Annotated in this window: 26 protein-coding genes and 1 pseudogene; 11 read left to right on the top strand and 16 right to left on the bottom strand. The window is 61.1% G+C overall.

The genetic code is table 11. The features are described from left to right. Window positions 1–50: 50 nt before the first annotated feature. The 4 genes from ACLGGT_RS20535 to ACLGGT_RS20520 all read right to left on the bottom strand — a co-directional run bounded on the left by ACLGGT_RS20535 (window position 51) and on the right by ACLGGT_RS20520 (window position 4,624). Window positions 51–1,184, bottom strand: a complete 1,134-nt coding sequence (locus tag ACLGGT_RS20535) for a helix-turn-helix domain-containing protein (protein WP_437197481.1) — start codon at window positions 1,182–1,184, stop codon at window positions 51–53. 203 nt (window positions 1,185–1,387) lie between these two features. Continuing rightward, the gene (locus tag ACLGGT_RS20530) at window positions 1,388–2,311 is read right to left on the bottom strand and encodes a ParB/RepB/Spo0J family partition protein (protein ID WP_437197480.1); all 924 of its coding nucleotides are present in this window, start codon (window positions 2,309–2,311) and stop codon (window positions 1,388–1,390) included. After that, window positions 2,301–3,446 (bottom strand): plasmid partitioning protein RepA, encoded by a 1,146-nt coding sequence (gene repA, locus ACLGGT_RS20525; protein WP_437197479.1) that lies wholly within the window; start codon window positions 3,444–3,446, stop codon window positions 2,301–2,303. Before repA ends, ACLGGT_RS20530 begins: the two co-directional genes overlap by 11 nt. Before the next feature lie 293 nt (window positions 3,447–3,739). Then, window positions 3,740–4,624 (bottom strand): recombinase family protein, encoded by an 885-nt coding sequence (locus tag ACLGGT_RS20520; RefSeq protein WP_437197478.1) that lies wholly within the window; start codon window positions 4,622–4,624, stop codon window positions 3,740–3,742. Between the two features lie 157 nt (window positions 4,625–4,781). Here ACLGGT_RS20520 and ACLGGT_RS20515 point away from each other — a divergent pair, with 157 nt between their 5' ends. Both ACLGGT_RS20515 and ACLGGT_RS20510 read left to right on the top strand, forming a co-directional pair. Continuing rightward, the gene (locus tag ACLGGT_RS20515; RefSeq protein WP_437197477.1) at window positions 4,782–5,039 is read left to right on the top strand and encodes a type II toxin-antitoxin system ParD family antitoxin; all 258 of its coding nucleotides are present in this window, start codon (window positions 4,782–4,784) and stop codon (window positions 5,037–5,039) included. Further along, window positions 5,036–5,371 (top strand): type II toxin-antitoxin system RelE/ParE family toxin, encoded by a 336-nt coding sequence (locus ACLGGT_RS20510; protein WP_437197476.1) that lies wholly within the window; start codon window positions 5,036–5,038, stop codon window positions 5,369–5,371. Before ACLGGT_RS20515 ends, ACLGGT_RS20510 begins: the two co-directional genes overlap by 4 nt. Before the next feature lie 6 nt (window positions 5,372–5,377). Here the strand turns inward: ACLGGT_RS20510 and ACLGGT_RS20505 are convergent, their stop codons facing one another. Next, window positions 5,378–6,505: a tyrosine-type recombinase/integrase gene (locus ACLGGT_RS20505; protein ID WP_437197475.1), complete on the bottom strand. Its 1,128-nt coding sequence runs from the start codon at window positions 6,503–6,505 to the stop codon at window positions 5,378–5,380. A gap of 113 nt (window positions 6,506–6,618) precedes the next feature. Between ACLGGT_RS20505 and ACLGGT_RS20500 the strand changes: the two genes are divergently transcribed. The 4 genes from ACLGGT_RS20500 to ACLGGT_RS20485 all read left to right on the top strand — a co-directional run bounded on the left by ACLGGT_RS20500 (window position 6,619) and on the right by ACLGGT_RS20485 (window position 10,416). Then, window positions 6,619–7,503, top strand: coding sequence for a DUF1403 family protein (locus ACLGGT_RS20500; protein WP_437197474.1), 885 nt, complete (start codon window positions 6,619–6,621; stop codon window positions 7,501–7,503). 2 nt (window positions 7,504–7,505) lie between these two features. Next, complete coding sequence (gene scpB / locus ACLGGT_RS20495) at window positions 7,506–8,120, top strand: SMC-Scp complex subunit ScpB (RefSeq protein ID WP_437197473.1); 615 nt, start codon at window positions 7,506–7,508, stop codon at window positions 8,118–8,120. A 424-nt stretch (window positions 8,121–8,544) separates the two neighbouring features. Continuing rightward, entirely contained in the window at window positions 8,545–8,853 is a 309-nt protein-coding gene (locus ACLGGT_RS20490; protein ID WP_437197472.1) for a hypothetical protein, read from the top strand. A 12-nt stretch (window positions 8,854–8,865) separates the two neighbouring features. Continuing rightward, window positions 8,866–10,416 carry a hypothetical protein gene (locus ACLGGT_RS20485; protein WP_437197471.1) on the top strand — a complete coding sequence of 517 codons (1,551 nt, stop codon included), beginning with the start codon at window positions 8,866–8,868 and terminating at the stop codon, window positions 10,414–10,416. 11 nt (window positions 10,417–10,427) lie between these two features. On the opposite strand, the gene ACLGGT_RS20480 is transcribed toward ACLGGT_RS20485, so the two are convergent. From ACLGGT_RS20480 to ACLGGT_RS20470, 3 genes are all read right to left on the bottom strand, one after another. After that, a complete protein-coding gene (locus ACLGGT_RS20480; protein WP_437197470.1) occupies window positions 10,428–10,625 on the bottom strand; it encodes a hypothetical protein in 198 nt (65 codons plus the stop codon). A gap of 218 nt (window positions 10,626–10,843) precedes the next feature. Further along, window positions 10,844–12,460, bottom strand: coding sequence for an ISL3 family transposase (locus ACLGGT_RS20475; protein WP_437197469.1), 1,617 nt, complete (start codon window positions 12,458–12,460; stop codon window positions 10,844–10,846). 141 nt (window positions 12,461–12,601) lie between these two features. Continuing rightward, window positions 12,602–13,141 carry a peroxiredoxin-like family protein gene (locus ACLGGT_RS20470; protein ID WP_437197467.1) on the bottom strand — a complete coding sequence of 180 codons (540 nt, stop codon included), beginning with the start codon at window positions 13,139–13,141 and terminating at the stop codon, window positions 12,602–12,604. 59 nt (window positions 13,142–13,200) lie between these two features. Here ACLGGT_RS20470 and ACLGGT_RS20465 point away from each other — a divergent pair, with 59 nt between their 5' ends. Beyond that, the gene (locus ACLGGT_RS20465) at window positions 13,201–13,968 is read left to right on the top strand and encodes a helix-turn-helix domain-containing protein (RefSeq protein ID WP_437197465.1); all 768 of its coding nucleotides are present in this window, start codon (window positions 13,201–13,203) and stop codon (window positions 13,966–13,968) included. Between the two features lie 44 nt (window positions 13,969–14,012). Here the strand turns inward: ACLGGT_RS20465 and ACLGGT_RS20460 are convergent, their stop codons facing one another. Continuing rightward, complete coding sequence (locus ACLGGT_RS20460) at window positions 14,013–14,315, bottom strand: LmrA/YxaF family transcription factor (RefSeq protein WP_437197463.1); 303 nt, start codon at window positions 14,313–14,315, stop codon at window positions 14,013–14,015. Further along, window positions 14,308–15,171: a hypothetical protein gene (locus tag ACLGGT_RS20455; protein WP_437197462.1), complete on the bottom strand. Its 864-nt coding sequence runs from the start codon at window positions 15,169–15,171 to the stop codon at window positions 14,308–14,310. The genes ACLGGT_RS20460 and ACLGGT_RS20455 overlap by 8 nt, the downstream gene beginning before the upstream one ends. A 307-nt stretch (window positions 15,172–15,478) precedes the next feature. Here ACLGGT_RS20455 and ACLGGT_RS20450 point away from each other — a divergent pair, with 307 nt between their 5' ends. From ACLGGT_RS20450 to ACLGGT_RS20440, 3 genes are read left to right on the top strand one after another with little or no spacing between them, the layout of a single operon-like run. Further along, entirely contained in the window at window positions 15,479–15,898 is a 420-nt protein-coding gene (locus ACLGGT_RS20450) for a hypothetical protein (protein ID WP_437197461.1), read from the top strand. After that, window positions 15,898–16,422, top strand: a complete 525-nt coding sequence (locus ACLGGT_RS20445; protein WP_437197459.1) for a plastocyanin/azurin family copper-binding protein — start codon at window positions 15,898–15,900, stop codon at window positions 16,420–16,422. Before ACLGGT_RS20450 ends, ACLGGT_RS20445 begins: the two co-directional genes overlap by 1 nt. Next, window positions 16,422–17,147, top strand: a complete 726-nt coding sequence (locus ACLGGT_RS20440) for an RNA polymerase sigma factor (protein ID WP_437197457.1) — start codon at window positions 16,422–16,424, stop codon at window positions 17,145–17,147. The genes ACLGGT_RS20445 and ACLGGT_RS20440 overlap by 1 nt, the downstream gene beginning before the upstream one ends. A gap of 230 nt (window positions 17,148–17,377) precedes the next feature. Here ACLGGT_RS20440 and ACLGGT_RS20435 read toward each other — a convergent pair whose 3' ends face one another. Both ACLGGT_RS20435 and ACLGGT_RS20430 read right to left on the bottom strand, forming a co-directional pair. Further along, window positions 17,378–17,929 carry a carboxymuconolactone decarboxylase family protein gene (locus ACLGGT_RS20435; RefSeq protein ID WP_437197455.1) on the bottom strand — a complete coding sequence of 184 codons (552 nt, stop codon included), beginning with the start codon at window positions 17,927–17,929 and terminating at the stop codon, window positions 17,378–17,380. Between the two features lie 69 nt (window positions 17,930–17,998). Beyond that, the gene (locus tag ACLGGT_RS20430; protein ID WP_437197453.1) at window positions 17,999–18,484 is read right to left on the bottom strand and encodes a YkgB family protein; all 486 of its coding nucleotides are present in this window, start codon (window positions 18,482–18,484) and stop codon (window positions 17,999–18,001) included. Between the two features lie 152 nt (window positions 18,485–18,636). Here ACLGGT_RS20430 and ACLGGT_RS20425 point away from each other — a divergent pair, with 152 nt between their 5' ends. After that, window positions 18,637–19,239, top strand: coding sequence for a TetR/AcrR family transcriptional regulator (locus ACLGGT_RS20425; protein ID WP_437197451.1), 603 nt, complete (start codon window positions 18,637–18,639; stop codon window positions 19,237–19,239). 4 nt (window positions 19,240–19,243) lie between these two features. Here ACLGGT_RS20425 and ACLGGT_RS20420 read toward each other — a convergent pair whose 3' ends face one another. From ACLGGT_RS20420 to ACLGGT_RS20405, 4 genes and pseudogenes are all read right to left on the bottom strand, one after another. Next, window positions 19,244–20,110: a YeeE/YedE thiosulfate transporter family protein gene (locus tag ACLGGT_RS20420; RefSeq protein ID WP_437197504.1), complete on the bottom strand. Its 867-nt coding sequence runs from the start codon at window positions 20,108–20,110 to the stop codon at window positions 19,244–19,246. A 266-nt stretch (window positions 20,111–20,376) separates the two neighbouring features. Continuing rightward, window positions 20,377–21,059, bottom strand: a protein-coding gene (locus tag ACLGGT_RS20415) for an IS6 family transposase (RefSeq protein ID WP_437197449.1) whose coding sequence is annotated in 2 segments (ribosomal slippage) — window positions 20,377–20,522 and window positions 20,522–21,059 — 684 coding nt in all. Because the reading frame shifts where the segments join, the coding sequence is not laid out codon by codon here. A 157-nt stretch (window positions 21,060–21,216) separates the two neighbouring features. Then, a pseudogene (locus ACLGGT_RS20410) lies at window positions 21,217–22,313 on the bottom strand (dimethylsulfoniopropionate demethylase). Then, window positions 22,304–22,476, bottom strand: a 173-nt coding sequence (locus ACLGGT_RS20405) for an AMP-binding enzyme (protein ID WP_437197503.1), incomplete at its 5' end; no start/stop codon positions are given. The pseudogene ACLGGT_RS20410 and the gene ACLGGT_RS20405, both read right to left, overlap by 10 nt.

The raw sequence follows: 22,476 nt of genomic DNA, 5'->3' as shown, positions 1-22,476 counted from the left end.
ACCAACACTCCTTTCCCTCTCATGATCGTTCTTGACCGCGGTCAAGAAGTTCATGTGGGAGCAAGTTGTGTGCGTAGGATCCTTTCGAAATAGGCGTCAGGGTGTTTGATCGTGTCTGCTCTTGCTATCAGGTAGTCGAAGACGAGAAGCAGTTTTCCCGCGCCAGCTTTCTGGATGCCATACCGAAGTTCGTCTTGGCTTATTCTAAGTAATCGACCGAGGTCGTATAGAATGCGGGTAAGGGCTTCTCCTGTCCGCGGCGGTTCTGGGAAAAATCCTGCAACATGGGTGAAATCTTCCCATGCCATGCGTGCTGGGTCTCGGTTCATCGTCGGCTTGGTTTGCGCGGTTTGTTCACCGCGATTGACCGTAGCGGGAGCATTCTTTTTAATTTCTTTTTTTATAGACTCTATGTGCCGGACATTTTGTCCGTTTGTGGCGGGCAGATAGTTGGATTCTGGTTCATAAGGTCGGTGTTCGACAGTTTGTAAATTATCTTCGGAACTAGCTTCTGTTGCGGCATGGTGTTCACCGTAGCTTGGGTCGGTATCGGCTCCGAGGGCTCTAAGTTCCGAGATAACGCTCAGGACTGCATCAACGGTTAATGTTGCTCGACGCAGGACATTTCTGATCATGTTGAGGGTAGAGAGCTTTGCTTCATCGAAGCGCGTCCGTTGGAGTAGCGAAGCTCGTAGGGCCAACGCCTCAGCCTTCAGTGAGCGCAAGCGCTCGCGTTCTTCGGTGAGTTGCAAGGCTTGTGTCGCGAGCGAGCCGTACCTCTCGATCAAGGGCTTCAGGTCGATACCGAAGGCATCTCTGATAACGCCTCCATACCGCAGCGGAAAGCGTTTGCAATTTGCTGAATTCTTGCGTTGGATCAGTTCAGCAGCTGAGAGGCGTCCCAGGCTGCGTCGAAGTGTTCTCTCATCGAGTCCATTGGCGCGCTCTGACAGAGAAGCGTTCGATGGGAACACGACAGTGAGCGTAAGTCGCTGGCTGTCCTGAATCTCACGTTCTTTGCGGGGTAGGAAGCTAATGAGCGCGGTCAGAACGGCGAGGTCATTGGTTGTGAGACCGAGCTCCTTCCTCAGTACGCGAACTGGGCCCAGAAGCTCATAAGGGTTAGGGCAGGGCAGAGTTGTCCGTTCCGCCAGGGCGGTTGTTGTTTCAGTTGCATGTCTCATGGTGTTTCGGAAGAAAAAGCTTCCCAGTTCACCGCGAGCGGTGTTGAAATCGATTCGTTTTGGGGGTATCAATCAGGTGTCGAGACTGATTGAGGCCCTTCGGAAGCATCGCTTTCGAGGGGTCTTTCTTTTTCTAGCCGGTCCTCCTTTCGTTTTCTGCTCGTTGCTTTTGATGTCTTGACCGCGGTCAAGACACGGGGTCGTCACTTTGGCCCGTCTTGACCGCGGTCAAGAAGCTCCGTGACCAGCTTCCGGACTGCCTCCTCAACACGAGGGACAAGATCAGCGTCCACATCGATGGTGATGCGGTTGCCCTTTCGGCCGATCTTCACGCGCTCACTGGGATGTGTCTTCTGTGTCGATGGTTTAGTGGCTGTCAGCAAGGCAACCGCCGCTTCGAGACGGTCGGGGCCCGGTATGTTGCGAGGGATTTCGCTGGCAACTTCTCGGGCTCTCGCGACGTCTTTCTCGCACAGCCTGAAAAGCTTTTCCCAAACCCGTCGGCCAACGCCGTGTGCAGGTCCGATAGCCTGGATCAGTTCCATCGGGATGCCCGTAGCGATACGGTTCATCCTCGAGACGAGCGATTCATCGATCTGAAGTGCCCGATACGCGATCGTTTGAGCGTTCTTGCGCGTTTCGTCGGTTTTCCCAAGTTCTCGAATGATCCCGGCGACAAACAGAGCCCTTTCGATGAACGATGGGTCTTGGCGTGCATTATTCTCTACGCCTTGGGCAATGAGAGCGTCCTCGTCGGTCATCTCCATGACTGTGGCGCGCACTTTCTGACCAAGTTGGCGACAAGCGAGAAGCCGACGGCGTCCATAGACGATCTCAAGCGCACCGTCCTGGGTTCGGCGAACCAGCACTGGAACCTTTTGACCGTGCTCGCGGATCGACGAGACAAGCTCATCCAGACCATCGCTTGGATCGATGCGGTCCATGACCGCGGACATCCGTATGGCGCTTGGGTCGATCAGCCGCGTGGCGTGTTTATCCTCTTCGAGCACGGATGCTTGTGCGCGAGCTACGGTCGGGCTCGTTCGCTTCACATCCAGATCCTCGTCCGAAGGCGGCGTTTTGCCCATCGCGTTCTTGAGTGAGTCCCCGAAGACCTTACGCGCCATGGCTACGCCCCCATGCTTTCAGGATTTCGCGTTCGACTTCGTCGGTCACGCGCGAGACGGACTCGATCGCGCGCTCGTAAGTCCTGCGGTTCACGTCGCGAGGTTCGACCTCGAAGATGCTCTGCTGGGTGTTCGCAGCATCACCCACGGCTGTTGATTTCAGGAACTCGGCAGATAGGACGGCATCCCCGAGGACTGTCCGAAGCAGAGACGAAATCTGCACCTGCGGACCATCCGTATTTTCGTAGCGGGTGATCAGAACTCGCACGAAGTTCAGTCCATGTTCCGGGGCGTGTGCCTCGACGACGCCCATTAGGTTGCTCGCCATGCCCAGAAAGCTCGCCAGCGACATGACATCGAGCATCGACGCGTTGAGCGGGATCAGGACCCCGGTCGATGCAAAGAGGGCAGAGATCACCGAGAAGTTCAGCTGCGGTGGGGTGTCAAATATCACCACATCATATTGGTTGAGGACGGGCTCAAGCGCTTCCCGGATGCGGCTATGAAACGTGGTGGCGCCGTGTCTGAAGCTCAGGGCGACCTCGAACTCGTACTCCATGATGTCCATGGATGCCGGGATCAGATCCACGGTCGGGAAGTTTGTTTTGCGAATGATCTCTGCTGCGGGCAGTGGATCATCGGATCGGATAAGATCGTATGACGTCGGCATATCCGGATCCAGCTCGGGAGTAACCCCGAATAGGTTTGTCAGACTTGCCTGGCTGTCGAGGTCGATCAGCAAGACCCGGTATCCGCGCAGACCCAGTAGTTGTCCTACATGGGCAACAGATGACGTCTTTGCCGAACCACCCTTCAGGTTGAAGATCGTCAAGACCTGACAAGCCTCTCCCGGTCTTCTGTGCGGGTGTTCTTCTGGCTTGATCCTTCCAGTCTCGAGAAGTACGCGTTGTGCCTCGACCATCTCCTCGGCAGAGAAGCTACGGCGGTTGCCCCCCTCCAGAACACCTTCGGGGAAGCCTTCGAGGTTTGACACATGATGGCGGAAGGTGTTCTGGTTAATGCGAAGAAGTTCAGCCGCTTCCCGCATGGCGAAGCGGCGGAGGCCCTTCTGAGCGTCCGGTGGGAAGGTTTCCTGCGCATGTTCACGCAACCGACTACCAAGCCGCTTGGACATGACTTCAAATCTCTGGGAGGCCCGTATCCCGTTCATCACTGCCCTCAAGTCTTTATTGTTTTGCAAAGCTTAACAGATATTGTGGATAAATCCAGACCAAACCGTTGAGCGGCCTGGAGGCGTTGAAGGCACCCATTTCTGTCGACGGTAAACTGTTAAAAATCAGCGTCTTGGGCGACTGCGCTCTCACTTTACTTCAACACCTCGTTGCCAGCTGCGAAGTGACCACAAGATGTATTGTGAGTGCGTAGAGAATTCAGTCGGCAGAATCGGTTGGACGATTCTCCGGGATCTCAGTCGAGCAACCTCAGCCTCTCGGCCCGCTCCAGCAGCATCTTCACCGACGAAGGCTGCCAGCTTGTCCGCCCGCGGGGCGTGCGCTCGCGCATCGCTTCCAGCCGGGTGCAGATCGCCTGGAGCGTAATGCCGGGATCCGCGCCCTTGATGGCGGCGACGATGGCGGGCAGGCGGTCGTCGGTTTCGCGGCGGCCGGCGCGCGCTAAAACTGTCTCGGGCAGGAAGCCGTCGCGGACATAGGCCTTCACGGCGCGCAAGAGACGGCCTTGGGTCCAGCGACGCGCCTCGGGCAGGGGGCCGTTGATGATGCGCACCACGTCTTCCCAGGCCAAGTCGGGGCGCAACCGGCGCACATGGGGCACCCAGTCCTGTGCCGTCTCGTTCAGACGCTCCATGTAGCCGTCCTGTCGCGCCAGCCGCACCTTGCGAAGAGCAGCAGGGTCTTTGGCACGCAGTCCGGGGTTTCCGCCCACGCGGCCCTTTGTGCGCGCGCTGGCGAGGCCGGCCTTGGTGCGCTCCCGGATCAGGGCGCGCTCGAACTCGGCCGCAGCGCCCAAAACCTGCAGCGTGAACTTGCCCTGCGGGGATCCGGTGTCGATCGGGTCCTGGATCGAGCGAAAGAACGCCCCCTTGGCCTCCAGCCGCTCGATCACCTCCAGCAGATGCGACAGCGACCGCGCCAGTCGGTCAATGCGCACGACCACCAGCGTATCGCCCTTGCAGATGCGCTCCAACACCCGCGCAAGCACCGGCCGCGCACGATTGCCGCCCGAGGCCTGTTCTTCGTGGATTTCGGCGCAGCCTGCGGATTTCAGGGCCTGCGACTGGGGCAGGGGGGTTTGATCCTCTGTTGAAACGCGCGCGTAGCCTATCAATGGCATCAAAACAGGCCTTTTGCAGTTTCGTATATTATTAATAAACGACCAAATGATAGCGACGAGAGGAGAGGCCGCATGATGGCTGTTCGTCGCCCAAGATCAGCTTCCATTGACCAAAACTGAGCATTGGCATATATTGCCAATAAAGGAGACCCGACCCATGGTGACACGCAACGTTGTCCTGACCGAGACCCAAGACCATCTGGTTCAAGCACTGGTGGCGTCCGGGCGCTACCAGAATGTGAGTGAAGCCATGCGCGCTGGCCTGAGGCTGCTCGAGCAGGAAGAGGCACAGTGGGCCGGGATCCGAAAGGGTCTTCTTGAAGGCCTGGCGCAGGCCAAGGCGGGCGATCTTGCGGAGGGCAGCGGAAAAGATGCAATCCGTCGGGCTTTTGCGACTGCGCGCACGCGATCATGAGTCGATCCTTCCGGCTGAGCCGTCGTGCGGAAGCCAGCCTCACTGAAATCGCCAGATGGACGATCGAAAATTTTGGGCTGCGCCAAGCAGAGCTCTACGAGGCGGAATTGCTCAACTGCTGTGAAAGTATTCTGAACGGTCAGGCCCATAGCCGGAATTGCGCGGTTCTCGTGGATGAGGCTGCTGACTTGCGGTTCGTTAGGGCAGGGGAGCATTTCCTGGTCTTTCTGGATCGATCGGACGAGGTCATCATCGTGGACATCCTCCATTCCCGCAGCGATCTACCTCGCCATATTGCCTCACTTTCAGCTTTGAAGCCCGAAGACTCCTGATCCAAGTCACAACCCCGCTGCCTTGGTCAGGTTCACGCGGAACCTGTCTCGGCGGCGCTGGTAACGGCGGGTCATTTCGGCGCTTGCATGACCAAGCTGCTTCTGGACATAGCGCTCGTCGACTTCTGCCGAGCTGGCGAGACCGGCGCGCAGCGAGTGACCGGAGAACAGCGCCAGGCGGTCTTTCTCAGGAAGGTCGGATCGAATACCGGCGTCCAGGACCGTGCGCTTGATCAGCCGCGCGACATGCTTGTCGTTCAGTCTCGTTTCCCATGCGCGTTTGCCATCCCGCGAGGTGCCGACGAAGACTGGACCGAAGTCGATCTTGGCGAAATGCAGCCATTGCTCGAGCGCATGGACTGGGCAGGTTTGATCCTTGGAGCCACGGCCAACCTCGACCTCGCGCCAGCCGGTCTTGGCATTGAGGGTGAGCAGGGCGCCCTTGTCGAAGATTTCGATCCAGCCGCCCGAGTCCGGCGTGTCGTCCTTGTGAACGTCGAGGCAGACGATTTCAGACCGGCGCAGACCACCTGCATAGCCTATCAGCAGGATCGCCCGGTCCCGCAGACCGCGCAGGTCGTAAGGCAAGGTGGCGACCATCGCGAGAATGTCCTCGGCCAGGATCGCTTCCTTTTGCACCGGCGGACGGGCGTGTTTGCGTTTGATCCCGGCCAGTACGGTGGCGATGTGGCGGTTCTTGCGGTCGAGGGTGAAGCCGCGTTGTGCGTAGTTCCAGCCGAGGCCCGACAGGCGGCGGTCTATGGTGCTGACCGATAGGGGTCGGGACGCCGACTGCGAAGGGGAGGGGCCCGAGCCGCTGGCCAGATCGGCCAGATAAAGCCCGATCATCTCTGGTGATGGAGGCAGCGGTTCCGCGCCCTTCATCCGGCACCAGCGTGCAAAATGTGTCCAGTCCTTGGCATAGGCCTTCAACGTGTTGTCCGAGGCCGCAGCGCGGGCATAGTCCCGGGCCGTGTCCACCAGCCGGTCGAGCGTGCCGGAGCCAGCCACACAGGTGGGGAGAGTCAAAGCCTCGCTGGACGTCGGATCTCTCTCGTCGTCCTCGTTGACGCAGGACCCGTTTGGCGGCGCTGAGCTCGATTTCTCGTGGTTTTCTGACATGGCGCGGAGCATATCTCTTCGTGTCCGATAATGCAAACTTATTGGACATTATAGGTTATCGCAAAGCGGGGCGGTTCATGTGCTATTTGCTGGTAGAAAGCGCCGCAACGATGTAGGCTTCCGGCATGTCATTTGCCCGGCCCGATCACATCAGCGACCTAGACACGCTACCCCGGATGCCCGCCTGGATCACCTCGGTCCGTGTTGAAACCCTTGAAGATGTGGCGTTTTTGTCGGGCGCCGCGCTGACCCACCTGCATCTGGTGTTGGGGCGGGACTGTGTCCCCGAAACCTTGTTGCGGGACAGACTCGCGCTGCGGGCAGCGGAGGCTTGCGTGGGGTTTTCCGGGAGACCGGAACGGGCAGGGGCGTTGCGCGATGCGGTTCACCTTCTGCGTCCCGGCGACCTGCCCGGACCGGCGGGGGAGACCTGTCTGGCCTGGCGTCGGGCGACAGAGCGGGCGGTGTCAGTCAAGGCCCTGAACCGGGCACTTTCCGATCGTTCGGCTCAGACCATCGCTGCCTGGCTTGATGCGGGGCAGGGGGCACCGGTGACCCAGGCTGCGAAGGTGCTGGAGGCGGTGCTGACCGAGGCGCACCGTGCCGAAGTTCCGGCGCTGATCCTGGCGGAGGCGACCCTGGCGCAGGCCCTCGGATGGGATCATCTCGTACCACTGCTGGCTGCGGGTCTCAAACGCGCCGACCTGCGAAAACGGGGCGATGACCTTCGACTGGCCTGTCATCACGCGCTCCTCTCCTCGGTGGTCGAGGCCGTGCGTCTCGCCGCGGACCTCGCGCGTCGGGTGGCGCATCTGAAGACGGTCGCACCCAAACTGCGGGCGAAGGCGGCAGGCGACGCGGTTGAGATGTTCCTGACCCGCGACGCCGTGGCGCCTTCGGCCTTGCCTTTGCCGGATCGCGCTGCGCGGCGGCTCTGCGACCGGCTGGTCGATCTCGGCGCGGTGCGCGAGCTGACCGGTCGTGACACGTTCCGGCTCTACGGGGTGTAGCGATGGCGAAGGACAGATCTGAGCCGGAGCTTGATCGCGAGTTGTCCGACCTACCAGCCGATCTGCGCTGGCGGGAATGGATGCGCCGGATCGAGGCGGTGTTGTTTGCCTCGGCCTCGCCGGTCCCGCGCGAGGATCTGGCCCGGGTCGTGGGGCAGGGGGCCTCGGTCGATTTGCTGGTCGAGGACCTTGCCGCCGATCTGGAGGGGCGGGCCTTCGAGATCGCCCAGGTTGCTGGCGGCTGGATGTTCCGCACGCGCGCCACCTACGCCCCCGCGATCCGCGCGGCGGCAGATGTCGGGGATCAACTGCTGGACCTGAGTGAATTCGACGTCGCGGTCCTGGCGGCCATCGCCTATCACCAGCCGATCACGCGCGACGGGCTCAAGGATATCTTCGGAAAGGAGATTAGTCGCGATCTGATCGGGCGGCTGCATGCACGCAACCTGATCGGGACTGGGCCAAGGTCGCCCCGGCGAGGGGCTCCCTATACATTTGTGACGACCGAGCAGTTTCTCGTGGCGTTCGGGTTAGAGAGCCTTCGCGATCTTCCGGATCGGGAGCAGTTGGAGGATGCGGGGGTTGTGGGCGAAGTACCACAAGTCGATTTTGGCTAAGTTGTTGGCGATCTTTTTGGCAGCTAAGGCACTGTGAAATAAATTTTTTCTCCCCAATGGTTTCGTGTCTTGCCGGTTTCCGTTGCCGATACCAGATTTAGATTCTGTTGTTCCCGTTATCGTTGCATTCGCCGCGCAACGATTAATATGGGGACCAGAAAATACTTACAATTTCAATGTAATAATCGTTTCACCCCTTTGAAGGCGTCCACAACCCAGTTTGTAACAGAGCCTGGGGGTTGTCCAATCCATCAGAACCGACAGATCAACCACCGCCATGAAACCGGTAAGTTCGCGACAGAACCCATTGGAAGCGCATCTTCGGCTAAAGGTATTGAATACCCCACCTTGAGCCCTTGCCCCCTATAGGCAACACTCGGGAAAGTTGTTTCGGTCATAGTGTCAGCAAGTGTGGAGGGTTTTCATGAAACGATGGGTTTCATTTTGCGCGGTGGCCGTCCTCACCGCCTGCGGTCCCGCCCCTGAAAACGATCCTCGATATCAGGCGCTTCGCGCCAACCCACCCACTGAAATCCCGGCGAAACACTTGTCGAAACTCCGGCGCGGCATTGTGTCTTGTGACTTCTTTAACGAGGGAACGGTGGATCAATATATGACCTGCTGGTGGCCAGCAGGAAAACCAACTCAAGCCGTTGGCCTGCACTTCTACAGCCGGATTGTTCGTGGTGGGATTTATCCCTCTAACAAATATGTCACTATTATCAAAATGTAAGGTAAAAAATACATGACAGTCTCAAACCCATCTACGCTTGATGATTTCGCCGTTATTGCAGCACAGACATATCTCGAACCTGATCCGGAAACCGGCGAAGACCCCGGCTCTTTACCAGTGATGGGGGCAAATGGATCGGTTTACACTGAGGTTCTAAAGCAAATCGACGGCCCGCTTGGCTTTCAGGCGCGAGCGTTTCTCAACGACAGCACGAATGAACTGGTCATTGCCTTTGCCGGAACCGAGGGGCTGCAGGGAAGTAACTTAAGCGGCAGCGAGTTTCTGGCCGACATGATCACTAACCTGGGCCTGGCCGTGGCCGGAACTGGCCCGCAGGTTGCCTCGGCTCAAGCGTTTATTGATTTGGCCGAGGCCACGGCACAGGTGATGGTGGGACCTTTTGCGTCTTTGAACTTCACCTATGTGGGCCATTCGCTTGGCGGGTTCCTCGCACAGGTGGCGAGCGCAAGTGGAGACGAAGGTGAAGTGGTGGTGTTCAACGCCCCCGGCGCGGGCGGGTTTCTGGGGTTCCCGGAAAATCATCCGTTCCCAGAGGAGAACTTCACCTATGTCTATTCCGACCCGTCCGAATGGGGTCTGCTAGGTGGCGCAATCCACAGTGTCGGAACGCCACTGTCCGATAACATATACTACGTGCCAGGTTCGGAAGGCCACGCGCTGAACACAAGCGGTGGCACTGGCTTGGGCGACGTCCTGACCGACAGCACCACGCTTGTTTCAGCGGGAGACGGTATCTTCCTGCCCATCGACGAAGCTCTCCAAATTCTGGGCGCGACCAGCCTGCTCGATTTCTTTGACGAGGGCGGCTCAGGACCGGCGGAACCGACAGGCACGGCGGGTGCAGATTTGCTTGACGGGACAAGCGGCAACGACACCCTAGAAGGCCTCGGCGGCGACGACACCGTGAATGGCAATGACGGCAACGACTTCATACGTGGCGGCGATGGCGATGACGTTCTGAATGGCGGGAATGGCAATGACAGCCTCGTAGCCGGGGACGGCGACGATACGATTTTCGGCGGCGCGGGCCATGACCAGATTTCTGCCTTCAATGGCAACGACGAGGTGCATGGCGGGTCCGGGAATGACAACATCGGCGGTGGCAATGACGTCGATAACATCTGGGGCGACAGCGGCAACGATACCGTGGGGGCCGGTGGTGGCAATGACATCATCCGGGGCGGTGACGGGGACGACCAGTTGAGCGCCGGGAGCGGCAACGACAGGGTCTACGGCGATGGCGGCAACGACCGGCTGATTGGCAGCACAGGCAATGACAGCCTTTGGGGTGGGTCCGGGTCTGACGATTTTGTGTTCACCACTTTGGTCAATGGGGAAACCGATCGCATCTTTGATTTCGACCCCAACGGCGACCAGTTGGATTTCCGGGGGACGGGGCTGACGAGCCGGTCTCAATTCGATCAGTATTACAACACAGTCATCGGCAACGTTGACTACGTTGTGATCAACGAGGGCGGACATAAAATCTTGCTGGCGGACACGAGGATTTCAGACCTCACAGCCGATGATTTCATCTTCTGAACAAGCGCCTATCACCGCTCTAACCCTTGCCCTCGGTCGCGTTCTGCCTGTCGCTCGATTTCCTGCTGACGCGCCAGCTCTTTCACCCACTCTTGTTCTCGGGCGGCCTCCTGCGCCACGTCCCGTTCCTCGGCCTCGCGGCCTTCGCGCAGGGTGTACACCAGGTCACTAAGCGCGTCCCGGTCGATCCCATCTGCCGCGGCCCGCAACCGCGCGGCCAGATCGTCCGGAGCCTCCCGCTCTGGGGTCTCGGCCTTCCTTCCGGGGTGGTGTCACAAAGTTTCCGGTTTGGTGGGGCCCCGAATATGCCGGGATTGTAAGTGAGTTGGTGAAAGGCGGTTGACGGGATCGAGTTCAAGAATGAGCACCATCCGAAGTCGGTGATGCTCCTACCGTTGTGTCGCGTAGCCCTTAATTGGGCTCTGCCTCAATCTGTGTGGCGGAACGGTAGCATTCTCGCCCGCAACAATTCTGGACCGGCCCGACCGTACATGGCGCGTTTGAGCGTCTTCAGGCGATTGATCTGACCTTCCGCCTGGCCGTTGCTCCATGGCATCTCGATGGCGTTTTTGACCGCATCGAAGTCCCGATTCAATGTGCGGGCAAAGCGCACGAGTGGCGCCAGGTCAGTTTCGATCGCCTCGTCGATCCATGCCGGGAGCGGGTCTGCTTCGCGGCCGCGCAGGATACCGTTGAACCGCATGGCGAGGCGGCGCATCGTTGCGAAGTCGGGAGAGCCGGCCTTGAGCGCGTCGACTTTCCGCGCCTGATCCGAAGTGAGCTTTCCGCGCGGTTTGATGCACAGCGCGGCCGCGATGACCGGGGAGATCGCGTGCCCCGTTTCCGGGTCCCGGACTGGCTTAAGGATTTCGTGCTTTACCTTGGGGCCGCTCGCTTGCTGTTCGGCTCTGCGCCAACCCGCCAGCAACCGCTGCAGATGCGTTTGACTCCCCTCGTAACCGCGCTCTCGGATCAGACGGAACAGGGCGCTTCCAGTTCGAATGCCGTCCTTCCAGCTTTGGCCCAGGAACTCTTCAAAGTACCACGGCGAAGTCCGCTTCAAGGCTGCCCGCCTGCGGTCTGGTGGTGTCTCGAACTGCAGCCATTTCGCGATGCTGCGACGCGGGAACCCTGTTCGCCGCCCGATCTCGCTGCAGGAAAGCCCTTGATTTCGGAGAGCATGGATGGTGGCGAAAACCTCCTCCCGAGATGTTCTGTGCGCAAGGCGTGACTTCAGAAGGCTGCCGGCTGCGGTGATGTTGTCGGCGTCGGACAGCAGCGCCCGGCCGGTCGCACGGCCGTGAAGGTTCATTTGTTCCTCGATGGCCTGCCGCAGGTTTTGCACGATATGGAACCGGTCAGCGACCTGCTTCGCCTGCGGTGCACCTAGCCGTGCAGCCTGGGCGTAGAGACCACACCGATCTCTGCTGATCACTTCAACCTCGGGGTGTCGCTTCAGCCAGTTGGCGCAGGTGGCGACATCACGATCCTCAAGAATGTCGATCACCACGCGACGCTCCAGATCCACAATGATCGTGCCGTAGGTTTGCGACTTCCGCCAGCTCCAATCGTCGATCCCGATGACCGTTGACGCCTCGGCGGTGCCTTGAACACACTTCTTCAGCTGCCTGAGCACCGTGTCATCGCTGACCCCAAGGCCCAAACGATGCAAGAGCCGCTCGGCAGGCCGTCCGCCTGTCGCATGCCCAAGAAGGCTGACTATTTCCCCGACACGCGAAGTACGACGTGCAAATGGACACGCAATCGCGGCGATCTGGTCGGAGAAAGTTCGGCGTGGGCAAGTGGGTGCCTGACATCGCCAACGGCAAATCGCGAGATCAACCGTTACCTCGTCTCCATGGGCGGGATAATCCTGCAACCGCCGGCGCCGCCAACCTTGACGTCGGCGTGAATGCAATCCACAGTCTGGGCAAACGCCGATGGGCGCCAAGACACCAGATACAATCCACCCGCCGGATTCACTTCGCTCAACGCTATGAACGGCAACATCGCTCCCGGGCGACCAGTGCTTCTTCGAACTCACAACTATCCCTCCTGAATTTTCCAGTTTCAGGATAGTTGCGCCACACAGATTGAGGCAGAGCCCAGTTAAGGGCTATGCGACAGCACCCTAAGGGCGGCAATGGGTTCCTTGCGACTGTGGTGCTACTTGCTGCGGCTGGCTTTACCCAAGGCTACCGATGTATTCGCCGCGCGCGGGATAGTTCTTGTCGATGGCGAAATCGACCGCAGCCAGCAGCTCCCGAAAGCTCGGCCGCACAAAAGGCATCGATTGAACCGACAGGTAGTAAATGGAACGGTCAGCGTTTACGATGAAGAGACCTGGCTCTGAGAAAAACGCGGGTTCTTCGATCCCGATGGAGGTCTTGCCGCGCGAAGTCGAGATGTAAAGGCCCCAGTCCCTCGCCGCGGACAAGGCAAGGTCATGTCCAAAGCGCAGCGCGGTGGCGCCGATCTTGTCGGCCATCGCACGAGCGCGTTCCGCCCCATCAGCGCTGATGGCAATCGTTGCATAGCCGCGCTCTGCGAAGGCCGGGGTCAGTTTTTCAAGTTCCGTCAGATAGGTAGCGCAGATCGGGCAGTGCAGGCCGCGATAAAAGCAGATGACTGTGCCGCGTTGCTGCGCGGCTGTTGTCAGATCGAAAGGGCCGTGGTCCAGCGTGGGAACGGTCAGTGCTGGGGCGGTCTGGCGGGGAATGAGCATGGGTTCTTCCATTGTGAATGCTTGGTTCCTGATACACTATGGGAGTTATGAATACAGATGTGCCCATATTTCTATCTGATCGTCCCGTTTTGCGTCGGGACCGCCTTTCGGCGCTGATCTCCGCGCTGCGGCCGGTCGCGACGCTTTGTGCGCCTGACGATCCACAGGCGGCACTGGTCCTGACCGAAACGTCACTGGTCCTGATCGCGCGCCCCCGCGCCGCGCCCGAACCCGATGCGGTAATCGCCGCCCGCCTTGAATGTGCAATGCCTCTAGCTCAGGTTCTGCATGGCAGCCCAGACCGCCTGGAGGTTGCGAAGGATGATTGCCCGGGTCTTGCCGCGCTTGCCCATGTAATGACTACCGAGGCTCAGGCCAATCGTTGCGGGTCGCATCATGCCGTGGCCCGCCTGTTCGAGACGATGTTGGTTCTGGTGCTGCGCCGCGCGATTGATGCAAGCCCGCCAGAACCCGGTTTGCTGTCCGGTCTGTCGCACCCGCGACTGCACCGTGCGCTGGTTGCCATCCACGAAGCACCTGCCCGGCCCTGGACAATCGAGCTGCTGTCGGCCGAGGCCGGTATGTCCCGGTCACGCTTCATGGCAGACTTTACCGACCGTATCGGGACCAGCCCGCTGGCCTATGTCACGCAGTGGCGGATGGGACTCGCACATGTCGCGCTGAAGCAAGGCGCTTCGGTTCGCGACGCGGCACGCAGCGTCGGCTATGAAACCGCAGCAGGATTTCGCCGCGCATGGCTCCGCCATTTTGGGGCTTTAACCTTGGCAGCAGCCCCAACTGACGACACGGCACACCCCTTCACTTGACCCGGCCGAGGAACGTCGCGGAGGGGACGGCACAGCGCCTGCAATCAGGCTGCGATCAGATCCCGTCTTGCGGCAATCAGCGCGGCGCCGAAAGGCGCACAATCATCCAGCGCGCGGCACAGAAGAAGCGCCCCCTGAAGCCGCGCGATGGCGTCCTGCGCGGCTTCGCGCGCTGCGGTCGGTGATGCGCCAGTCTCCTGCAGCGCCTGCTGCAGTGCGTTCATCCAGTCTGCAAAAGCGGCTCGAATGGCTGGAAAGACTGGTCCAGCCTCGGCACCCACCATCATGCTGGCAATGACGCAGGGTTGCTTGCCACCATCATAAAGCGTTGTGACGATTTCAAGCATCGCCTCGATGCGCTGTTGCCGGGTTCCCGCCGCCCATCGCCTCGAGTTCATCCGCGACCAGCTGGTGGCGGTTGTTCACGGTGATATCCTGGCGAAAGCCTGACGCCTCGGCCTCGGCCACGCGGACAACCCCTTCGGACGCATCGGCGCGCGTGGGTTCGGGCGACAGGTCCAGATAGCGCGACGACCAGGCCGAAATCCGATCGGCGGCGTATTCGGCATCTGCTTCGCGCGTCAGCAGATGATCGGCATCATCCAGCGAGACAAAGCTTTTCGGGTGCCGGGCGGCGACGAAGATGCTCCGGGCGTTGTCGATCCCCACCACGCTGTCACGCGGCGCATGCAGCACCAAAAGCGCCGCCCCCAGACGCGGCAGCGCATCGGCCAGCGACGCGGCAGAGATATCATCCAAAAACAGCCGTCGGATCGTCAGGTCACGGCCACCCAGGCTGACAATGGCTTCGCCCTGCGTGCGGATCTCGTCCAGCTTGCCGCAAAATATTGCGCCAAATGGGCAGGGTCCGCGGGGGCCGCGATGCTGACAACCGCGCGCAAGCTCTGCACCTGCGGCGCGGCCTTCAGCACCGCCGCCCTGCCCAGTGAATGTCCGATCAGCAGTTGCGGCGCCATGCCTTGCGCTGTCATCCAGCCCACAGCGGCCAACAGATCGCCCACATTCAACGAAAAGTTGGTATTGGCAAATTCGCCCCCGGAAAGGCCCTGCCCGGTGAAATCGAACCGCAGCACCGCAATGCGCCAGCAGCGCTGCCGCCCGCAACGAGCCTTCTGGCCGATCCAGCCGCGCGGCCAGGGTATCGCCCAAGGCCCCGGTGAATGTGATGCGATCGGTCTTCATGGCGGCCCTCTGGAAATAGCAACAAGTCAAGTCGGTGGTCGAATACTGCGGCCTGCGCCGCCCTGCACCTTGTTCGATTGGAACTGGGTCAGGATGGCGCTGATGCGGCCATCTGTTCCCGGTCGTCACTTGCCTCTGCCATATAGTGGTGGTGCGCGAAGAGAAATCGCGGGATGGCATCCGCGGCCACAGGGCCGGATCGTAAAAAAAAACCACCCGAACCGGGAACCTTTCGTGGGTGCTTGCATCCAACAGGTCGTGACGGTGGAAAAACCGCTGTCCGACCGAAAACACGAAAGGATCATCCATGACCAAGCTGTTCGCCCTCGCCGCTGCCCTTCTGGCCGCTACCGCCTTGCCGACGCTCGCCCATGACGAGACCGTGCTGCGCCAGTCGCCGCCGCCCGCGCCCTTCATCAAGGTCAGCGACGCGCTGCCCCTGCCGCATTTCATCCCCGGCCTCGGCACGTTGTTCGTCGATCCGGCAACTTTGCCCGCAGGCCCGTTCCTGGCCTATGACCGCGACGGCACCCTGTCTGCGACCGTCTACATGACGCCTCTGGAGGAACTGGCAAACGGCACCGCCTACGACAACCTGCATGTCGGCGCGCACAACGTCACCAGCGTCGACATCTACTACAATGCCGGCCATCCGGGCGTCGAGGCGCCGCACGCCCATGTCGTACTTTTTCACGACGAAGAAGCCCGCGGGCGTCTGGCCGAGTGATGCTGACACGTCGCCAGATCCTGGCGGCCGGGGGTGGCAGTCTCGCTACCCTCGCTGCGCCGTCCCTGTTGCGTGCGCAACAGGTTGAAGTGATCGAGATGCGAGGCACGCCACGCGGCGAACGCATCTGGTTCAACCCGATCGGACTTGCCATTGTGCCGGGGACGACCCTGCGCTTTGTCAACCGCGATCCCGTGAACAGCCACACCGCCACCGCCTATCACCCGGAGATTTTCGACCGGACGACACGCATCCCAGACGGGGCTGCGCCGTGGGACAGTGGCTTCCTGCTGCCCGACGAAAGCTTCGAGGTGACGCTGGAGGTGCCCGGCGTTCACGATTACTACTGCCTGCCGCATGAGATGGCCGGTATGGTGGGTCGGATCGTGGTCGGCCGCCCCTCGAATGCGGGTTGGCAGGGCGCCGCGCAGGACACGGGCAACCTGCCCGAAACGGCACTGCAGGCCTTTCCGACGGTCGGGGCGATCCTGGACAAAGGCCGCATCGACCCCGAGGAAACGTGATGGCACGGCACACCCAGAGCAAGACGCCCGAACCAGATATCGGCCTTGCGACGCCCGACGCCGTCCTGATCGACGCTTCCCGGCCCGGTCCGGACACTGCCCGCCGCGAGGCGGCCGTGCGCGAACTGGTCCGGCGTCTGAACCCACGCCTGTTCCGTGTCGCGCGCGGCATCGTCGATAGCGACGCAGAGGCGGAAGAGGTCGTTCAGGAGGCCTATCTAGCCGCCTTCCGCAAGATCGAACAGTTCCGCGGCGAGGCGGCGTTTTCCACCTGGATCACCCGCATCACCATCAACGCCGCGCGGATGCATCAGCGCCGTGTGCGCCCGCAGGAAAGCTATGACACGGTGACCGAAGACCCCGTCGACTCCTCCAATCTTCTGACCTTTCCGGGCCTTGGCTTCGAACGGCCAGAAGCAGCGCTTGGCCGGGCGCAGATGCGCGCGCTAATGGAACACGCAGTGGCCGCGCTGCCCTCCGATATGCGCTTGCCCTTCCTCCTGCACGAGGTCGAGGGCGTGAGCATCCGCCAGATCGCAGCCGACCTTTCGCTCAACCAGATAACAGTGAAAACGCGCCTGTTCCGTGCCCGCCGCCGGTTGCGCGCCAGCCTTGAGGCAGAGCTTCGCGGCGGCTTCGAGACGGTCTTTCCCTTCGACGGCGCGCGTTGTGTCGGCATGGCCGACCGTGTGGTCAACGCGCTGAGCAAGGCAGGGCGGCTTTAGTCGTCACGGCAGGCAGCGCGCCGCTTCGCTAAAGGAAAAAAGCCACAAACGCGCGTGGGCGCTTGACCCACAGCGCGTCGGGGACTCGCGATTGCGTTCGGGAACTCTGTGACCTGACGGTCGAAGCCCCTGGTCGCAACACGTTGGACCAGGGGCTTGATGCGGTTCATCTTGGATTGCGCGCGGCCTTGTCACTGGTCGCGCATATCCCGATTTTTACCCGACCTGCGTCAGCCCACCTTGTGGGCCGAAGGATCGATTTCGGGGAAATCGATGACGGTCTGGGCGACATGGTTGATGTAGTTGGTCAAGATGTTGGCCACGACGTTCGCCACGGTTTCGACGATCTCGCCATCGGTTGCACCAGCGGCGCGCACCGCCGCCAGGTCGGCATCGGCCACCTCACCGCGCGTGGCCACGACCTTGCGGGCAAAGACCAGCAAAGCGGCCAGCTTTTGATCCGAGGACGAACCGCCGAGCCGGGCAAGAATCTCGTCCTGCGGGACCTTCATCCCCGAAGAGATGGCGACATGCGCTGAGGCGCAGTAGCCGCAGGCATTCGCCCCGGCGGTGGCGAGGGCAATCGCCTCGCGGGTCGAGGCATCAAAGCTGCCTGTGCCCAAGGCGACACCGATCTGCAGATAGGTGTCCAGCACAGCGGGTTCCTGCGCCATGACGCGCATCAGGTTGGGCGTCATGCCGATGCTCTTGCGAACACCGTCAAGCAGGTCCTTGGCGCGGCCGGTTGCGACTGCGGGATCGACGAGGGAAATACGGGACATATCATGTTTCCTTTGGGTTTTGGGGGTTTCGAGTGGGTAGAAGTCGGGACGATTGTCAGGGGGCGCGGCTCAACCGCGCCGCAGGTCCGAGAGCGCATCGCCAAGCGCCCAGAGCGCGATACCCAGCAACGGCAGATCCTTGATCAGGAACTGGCCGGGCACGACGGACAGGAAGGGAAATCCACCAAGGCTCGGCTCCCAGCCCGGGGCGGTGAACAGGAAGGTCACGGTCGTGATCAGCGTCGCGGAAATCACCGCCGCCCCGGCAGCACCGGCCCGGGCAGACCAGGGGCGAAGTGCGAGCAGGATCGCGGCCGAAACCTCGACCACACCGATGGCTGCGGAAAGCCCGCGGACGCTGAAGACGCCATAGAGCCAGGACAGGAGCGGGCTCGAGGCGACGAGGCCCTGGATCGCCTCGGCCTCGTAAGCGGTGAATTTCATCAGGCCGATCGCGGCGAACACGAAAGCCAGCCCGAAGACGGCGATGTTACGGCCGTGATTGCTGAGCGGCGACCCGTGACGGGCAACGGTTTGTATCGAGTAGTCGGTCATTCGAATTTCCTTGGGTTCGAGGCGGTCGCACGGTGGCGATATGCGGCTTCTAACTGTTAGGAACCGATTGGTCTATAACCCTCAGCACACGTTTTCGTGAGTTATGGACCAATTGGTTTCTTACGGGTATACTGACGTCAGGAGGTGCAGCGATGGCACGACCGCGCGAATTCGACATGGACGAGGCGACAGAACGCGCGATGGCGCTGTTCTGGTCCGACGGGTATGAGGACGTCTCGCTCGCGGATCTGCTGGAAGGCATGCAGCTGTCCCGGGGCAGCTTGTACAAGGCCTATGGTGAGAAACATGCGGTCTGGCTTGCCGCGCTCGATCTTTATGACCACCGGGTGGTCCAACCCACCGCCGCGGCCCTTTCGGATGTTGCGGCTGGCTCGGGGCTTGTGCGCCTGGCTCGATTCCTCGACGCCCCTGCCGCCGCTGTCCGCATCGGGGATGACCGCCGTGGGTGTTTCCTGTGCAACGCCGCAGTGGACCGGGCCGCCTCTGATGGCGATACGCGGGAGCGTGTGCTTTCCATGTTCCTGAACATCGAGCAGGGCATTCGGCTGGCTTTGGCAGATGCCGCCGCCGACCATGGCTGGACACCCGCCGTCATTGATAAGAAGGCAAAGACGACGCTGGCGGTTTACATCGGGCTTCGGGTTCTCGTGCGGGCCGGCTCCGCGCTGGATACGATCGATACGATCACGACCGCCCATCTTGAGACGCTCTCCGAAATCCCACGCCACAGTTGAGGGTTTACCTGTCGCGACCGGTCGCGACGAAGGACAGGCACAGGACCACCATCATCGCGGCGTAGCCGGTCAGCGCATGCGGCGCCAGGGATGGCAGGCCAAAGATCAGCATCGTGCCGTTTCCACCGGGGATCGCGGCGGCACTGGCGCCCATCACAAGTCCACCGCCAAGGCAGCGCAGAGTGGCATGATGTCCATCCCAGCGCAGCTGGAAGTGGCCCGACCTCCAAGCGGCGATCGCGCCTCCGGCTGCGACCGCCGCCGCCGCGAGAATGGCCACCAGACCATCCTCCGACGGGACTGCGCCGACAAGTCCGGCCGCCCGTTGCGACAAAACGCTGAGATACGTCCACTGCCCGGCCATTGCATAGAGAAGCCCACCACAAACGCCGAGCAACAGCATGGCGCGGTAAGGGCCTATGCGCATGGCGGAGGGATCACGGAGCGTCCGCAGCCAACGGGGCATTCGCCGCGAGAGAGCGATGACGACAATCGCAAGGAACATGAGAACGGCAGCAATGGCCTCCGTTGTCGGCACCTCGAGCGGCGATGGGCGGAGATCGGACGCCGCGCCACCGCCGTGCCCTGCCATCGCGATCAGCACGGCGCCAGCGACCATGCCCAGCACGCTGGCCGCATAGGACAGGTTGCCGCCGGTCAGGTTGGACAGCGTCCCGAGGGCGCATGCCCCGTTGAGCCTTGCGCCAAGACCGAAGAGTGCCCCTGCCACCAGCACCGTCGCGCTCACCGGATACCCGGGCGACAGCGAGACAGCATCCGGCCACACCCAGTGCGCCGGGACAATCACGATGCCGGACCCGGCTGCTGTGACCGCGAAGGACCGCAACCGCCCTGTCCGGCGTTGCCGCACGAGCTTTCGGCCGCTGCCACGGCGCAAACCGAGCCGCGACGGATCGCGTAGCCGAGGCAAAGGGCAAGCAAGAGGAGAAACGGAAGGATCAGGGGCGGCATCATGTCAGTCGCAGCGGTCGCCGTCGATATAGCGGAACCCCAGCTTGGGCCGGGCGGAAAGCCCCGCGACCCGCGCGAGGTCTCCGGTTCTCATGGCGACCTCCATTTCGAAAGGTTATGTCGCAAATTTTCGTGCAGGTGAGAGTGCGTGAGCGCTGGACATAATTATGCTGCCAGCGCCGCGAAAGTCTGGAAAGCAGTGGTCCCGTTTGCCGGGATCTGACCCTTGCGGATCATGTGGGCGGTCTCGATCCCGGCGAGGGTTGCGGCGGCTGAATGAAACGCCTTGAAGCCCATCGTGGGCCGGTGATCCGCTTGATGAAGCGGTGGTCCTGTTCCAGTATGTTATTGAGATATTTGACTTGCCGCACCTCGATGGTGTGCCCGTTGCCGGTGAACTTCAGGATAGCGTTCACCGCCTGCAGGCCGGTCAGGTTGGCACCGCTCTTGTCGATCACGATCCGGTCCGGCACGCCGTTGGTGCCGATAGCTCGCTTGAAGAAGCGCCGGGCAGCGGACAGGTCTCGGCGTTCGGAAAGCAGGAATTCAAGGGTTTGGCCGTCGCGATCCACAGCCCGGTAAAGATAGGTCCACTTGCTCTTCACCTTGATGTAGGTCTCGTCCATCCGCCAGGATGTGGCGGTGGGCCGCTTCCTCGCTTGCGCCCGGACAGCGATTAGCAGCGCGCACTTTACTACCCAACGGTTCAGCGTGGCATGGTCGACCTTCACGCCGCGCTCGGCCATGATCTCCTCCAAGTCACGGTAGGAAACGGCGTAGCGGAGGTAGAAGAAGACTGCGTGAAGGATCACGGACTTCGGATAATGCACGCCCTTGAACTCGATCACGCCAACCACCTCTTGCCAACTCCTTGACAGCGCTGACATATCACGCGCGCTCAGAAAGTCGAATGTTTGCGACAGTACCATCCGATGTGCTGCTCGAATGAACCCTTTGGCCATGCCATGAGCTTGGTGTTGTCTCCAATGTTGTTACGAAACGCGGCTAGGCCCAGAAATTCTTGCGAACTTTGGCTTGTCGCGGCCCGGCTGGCGTCTCGACGGTCAGTTCGGTGCCGTCGTTCCAATGGGTCATGCGCACCATGCCGATGGCGACATTCGTCTTGAAATCCGGCGACCAGCGGACGAGGAGACTCGGCCAACGGTTTCACCCCGTGCTTCAGCGGCCACCAGCGGTCGCAGCCGGGTACGGCCGGGCCGTCGATCTCCAGCGCACGGATCTGCTTGACCGGGCCTTCCTTGGCGACGCGAAGCAAGGCATCGCGGCCGATACAGCCAATCGCGGTCTGGTGTTGCAGAACTTTCCGAGCCCGCATTCGTGCGGCGTGTTGTCGTCGGTCATGTCGTTTCCGTAGGATAGCAAACCACCCTCGATCCGTTCGATCAGTTGGGGCAGCCGGCATGAACGTCCATCGACTTGCCGGCCTCCATCAGGGCGTTCCAAAGCGGCATGCCAAGGTCTTCACCCTCGACGTAGATCTCGAAACCGCCCTGTTTCGAGTAGCCCGATCGCGCAACAACCATGTCGTGCCCTGGAAATCCAGATGTGCGAAACGGAAGAATCGGATGTCGCGCACCGCATCGCCAAAGACTGCCGCCATCAGGTCATCGGAGCGCGGGCCCTGCACGGCGAGAGGTGACACGTCCGGTTCGTCCACCAGCACGTCGAGGCGATAGCCGTATGCCAGCCCCTTGATCCAATAAAGCAGGTCGCTGTCCGCGATGGAGATCCACCAGCGATCCTCGGCCAGCTTGACCGCAACCGGGTCGTTCAGCATGCCGCCGGTCTCGTCGACGATGGGCACGTAGTAGCACTGTCCGGGCAGCATAGACCGCAGGTCGCGCGGGTTAGCAATTGCATTAGACGCCCGGCATCGGGGCCGCGCAATTCAACCTGCCGTTCGCAGGCGACGTCCCAGACCTGCACAGCTTGCTTGAGGTGGTGGTAATCCTCCTCCACCGAACGAAAGACCGTGGGCAGCAGCATGTGGTTGTAGACAGTATAGGCCTTTACTCCGGCGGTCTCGACGCCGTTGGAAAAGGGGGTCCGCCGCAGCGGCGCGAAGGGGAAATCAGGGCCATTCCAGGTTACTCCAAGCCTTTGGCACGATTGCGAGCTGGAACTTCTGGATCTTGCCGGTTGATGTTTTGGGAAGAGTTGCGAATATGACAGCCTTGGGGGCTTTGAAGCCCGCCAGATGGGCGCGGCAAAAGGCGATGAGTTCGTCCGAAGTGGCCTGTACCC

This window comes from Roseovarius sp. MS2 (assembly GCF_051447875.1).
In the GTDB taxonomy this organism is placed as follows: Bacteria; Pseudomonadota; Alphaproteobacteria; order Rhodobacterales; family Rhodobacteraceae; genus Roseovarius; species Roseovarius mucosus_A.
Note: the sequence above shows the minus strand (reverse complement) of the source record. Positions and strands in the feature narration are given on the sequence as shown.

Excerpts from the sequence above, each read along its gene's own strand:
- ACLGGT_RS20535 (WP_437197481.1), bottom strand. The coding sequence starts at position 1,184 with ATGAGACATGCAACTGAAACAACAACCGCCCTGGCGGAACGGACAACT.
- ACLGGT_RS20530 (WP_437197480.1), bottom strand. The coding sequence starts at position 2,311 with ATGGCGCGTAAGGTCTTCGGGGACTCACTCAAGAACGCGATGGGCAAA.
- repA (WP_437197479.1), bottom strand. The coding sequence starts at position 3,446 with ATGTCCAAGCGGCTTGGTAGTCGGTTGCGTGAACATGCGCAGGAAACC.
- ACLGGT_RS20520 (WP_437197478.1), bottom strand. The coding sequence starts at position 4,624 with ATGCCATTGATAGGCTACGCGCGCGTTTCAACAGAGGATCAAACCCCC.
- ACLGGT_RS20515 (WP_437197477.1), top strand. The coding sequence starts at position 4,782 with ATGGTGACACGCAACGTTGTCCTGACCGAGACCCAAGACCATCTGGTT.
- ACLGGT_RS20510 (WP_437197476.1), top strand. The coding sequence starts at position 5,036 with ATGAGTCGATCCTTCCGGCTGAGCCGTCGTGCGGAAGCCAGCCTCACT.
- ACLGGT_RS20505 (WP_437197475.1), bottom strand. The coding sequence starts at position 6,505 with ATGCTCCGCGCCATGTCAGAAAACCACGAGAAATCGAGCTCAGCGCCG.
- ACLGGT_RS20500 (WP_437197474.1), top strand. The coding sequence starts at position 6,619 with ATGTCATTTGCCCGGCCCGATCACATCAGCGACCTAGACACGCTACCC.
- scpB (WP_437197473.1), top strand. The coding sequence starts at position 7,506 with ATGGCGAAGGACAGATCTGAGCCGGAGCTTGATCGCGAGTTGTCCGAC.
- ACLGGT_RS20490 (WP_437197472.1), top strand. The coding sequence starts at position 8,545 with ATGAAACGATGGGTTTCATTTTGCGCGGTGGCCGTCCTCACCGCCTGC.
- ACLGGT_RS20485 (WP_437197471.1), top strand. The coding sequence starts at position 8,866 with ATGACAGTCTCAAACCCATCTACGCTTGATGATTTCGCCGTTATTGCA.
- ACLGGT_RS20470 (WP_437197467.1), bottom strand. The coding sequence starts at position 13,141 with ATGCTCATTCCCCGCCAGACCGCCCCAGCACTGACCGTTCCCACGCTG.
- ACLGGT_RS20460 (WP_437197463.1), bottom strand. The coding sequence starts at position 14,315 with ATGCTTGAAATCGTCACAACGCTTTATGATGGTGGCAAGCAACCCTGC.
- ACLGGT_RS20455 (WP_437197462.1), bottom strand. The coding sequence starts at position 15,171 with ATGAAGACCGATCGCATCACATTCACCGGGGCCTTGGGCGATACCCTG.
- ACLGGT_RS20450 (WP_437197461.1), top strand. The coding sequence starts at position 15,479 with ATGACCAAGCTGTTCGCCCTCGCCGCTGCCCTTCTGGCCGCTACCGCC.
- ACLGGT_RS20445 (WP_437197459.1), top strand. The coding sequence starts at position 15,898 with ATGCTGACACGTCGCCAGATCCTGGCGGCCGGGGGTGGCAGTCTCGCT.
- ACLGGT_RS20440 (WP_437197457.1), top strand. The coding sequence starts at position 16,422 with ATGGCACGGCACACCCAGAGCAAGACGCCCGAACCAGATATCGGCCTT.
- ACLGGT_RS20435 (WP_437197455.1), bottom strand. The coding sequence starts at position 17,929 with ATGTCCCGTATTTCCCTCGTCGATCCCGCAGTCGCAACCGGCCGCGCC.
- ACLGGT_RS20430 (WP_437197453.1), bottom strand. The coding sequence starts at position 18,484 with ATGACCGACTACTCGATACAAACCGTTGCCCGTCACGGGTCGCCGCTC.
- ACLGGT_RS20425 (WP_437197451.1), top strand. The coding sequence starts at position 18,637 with ATGGCACGACCGCGCGAATTCGACATGGACGAGGCGACAGAACGCGCG.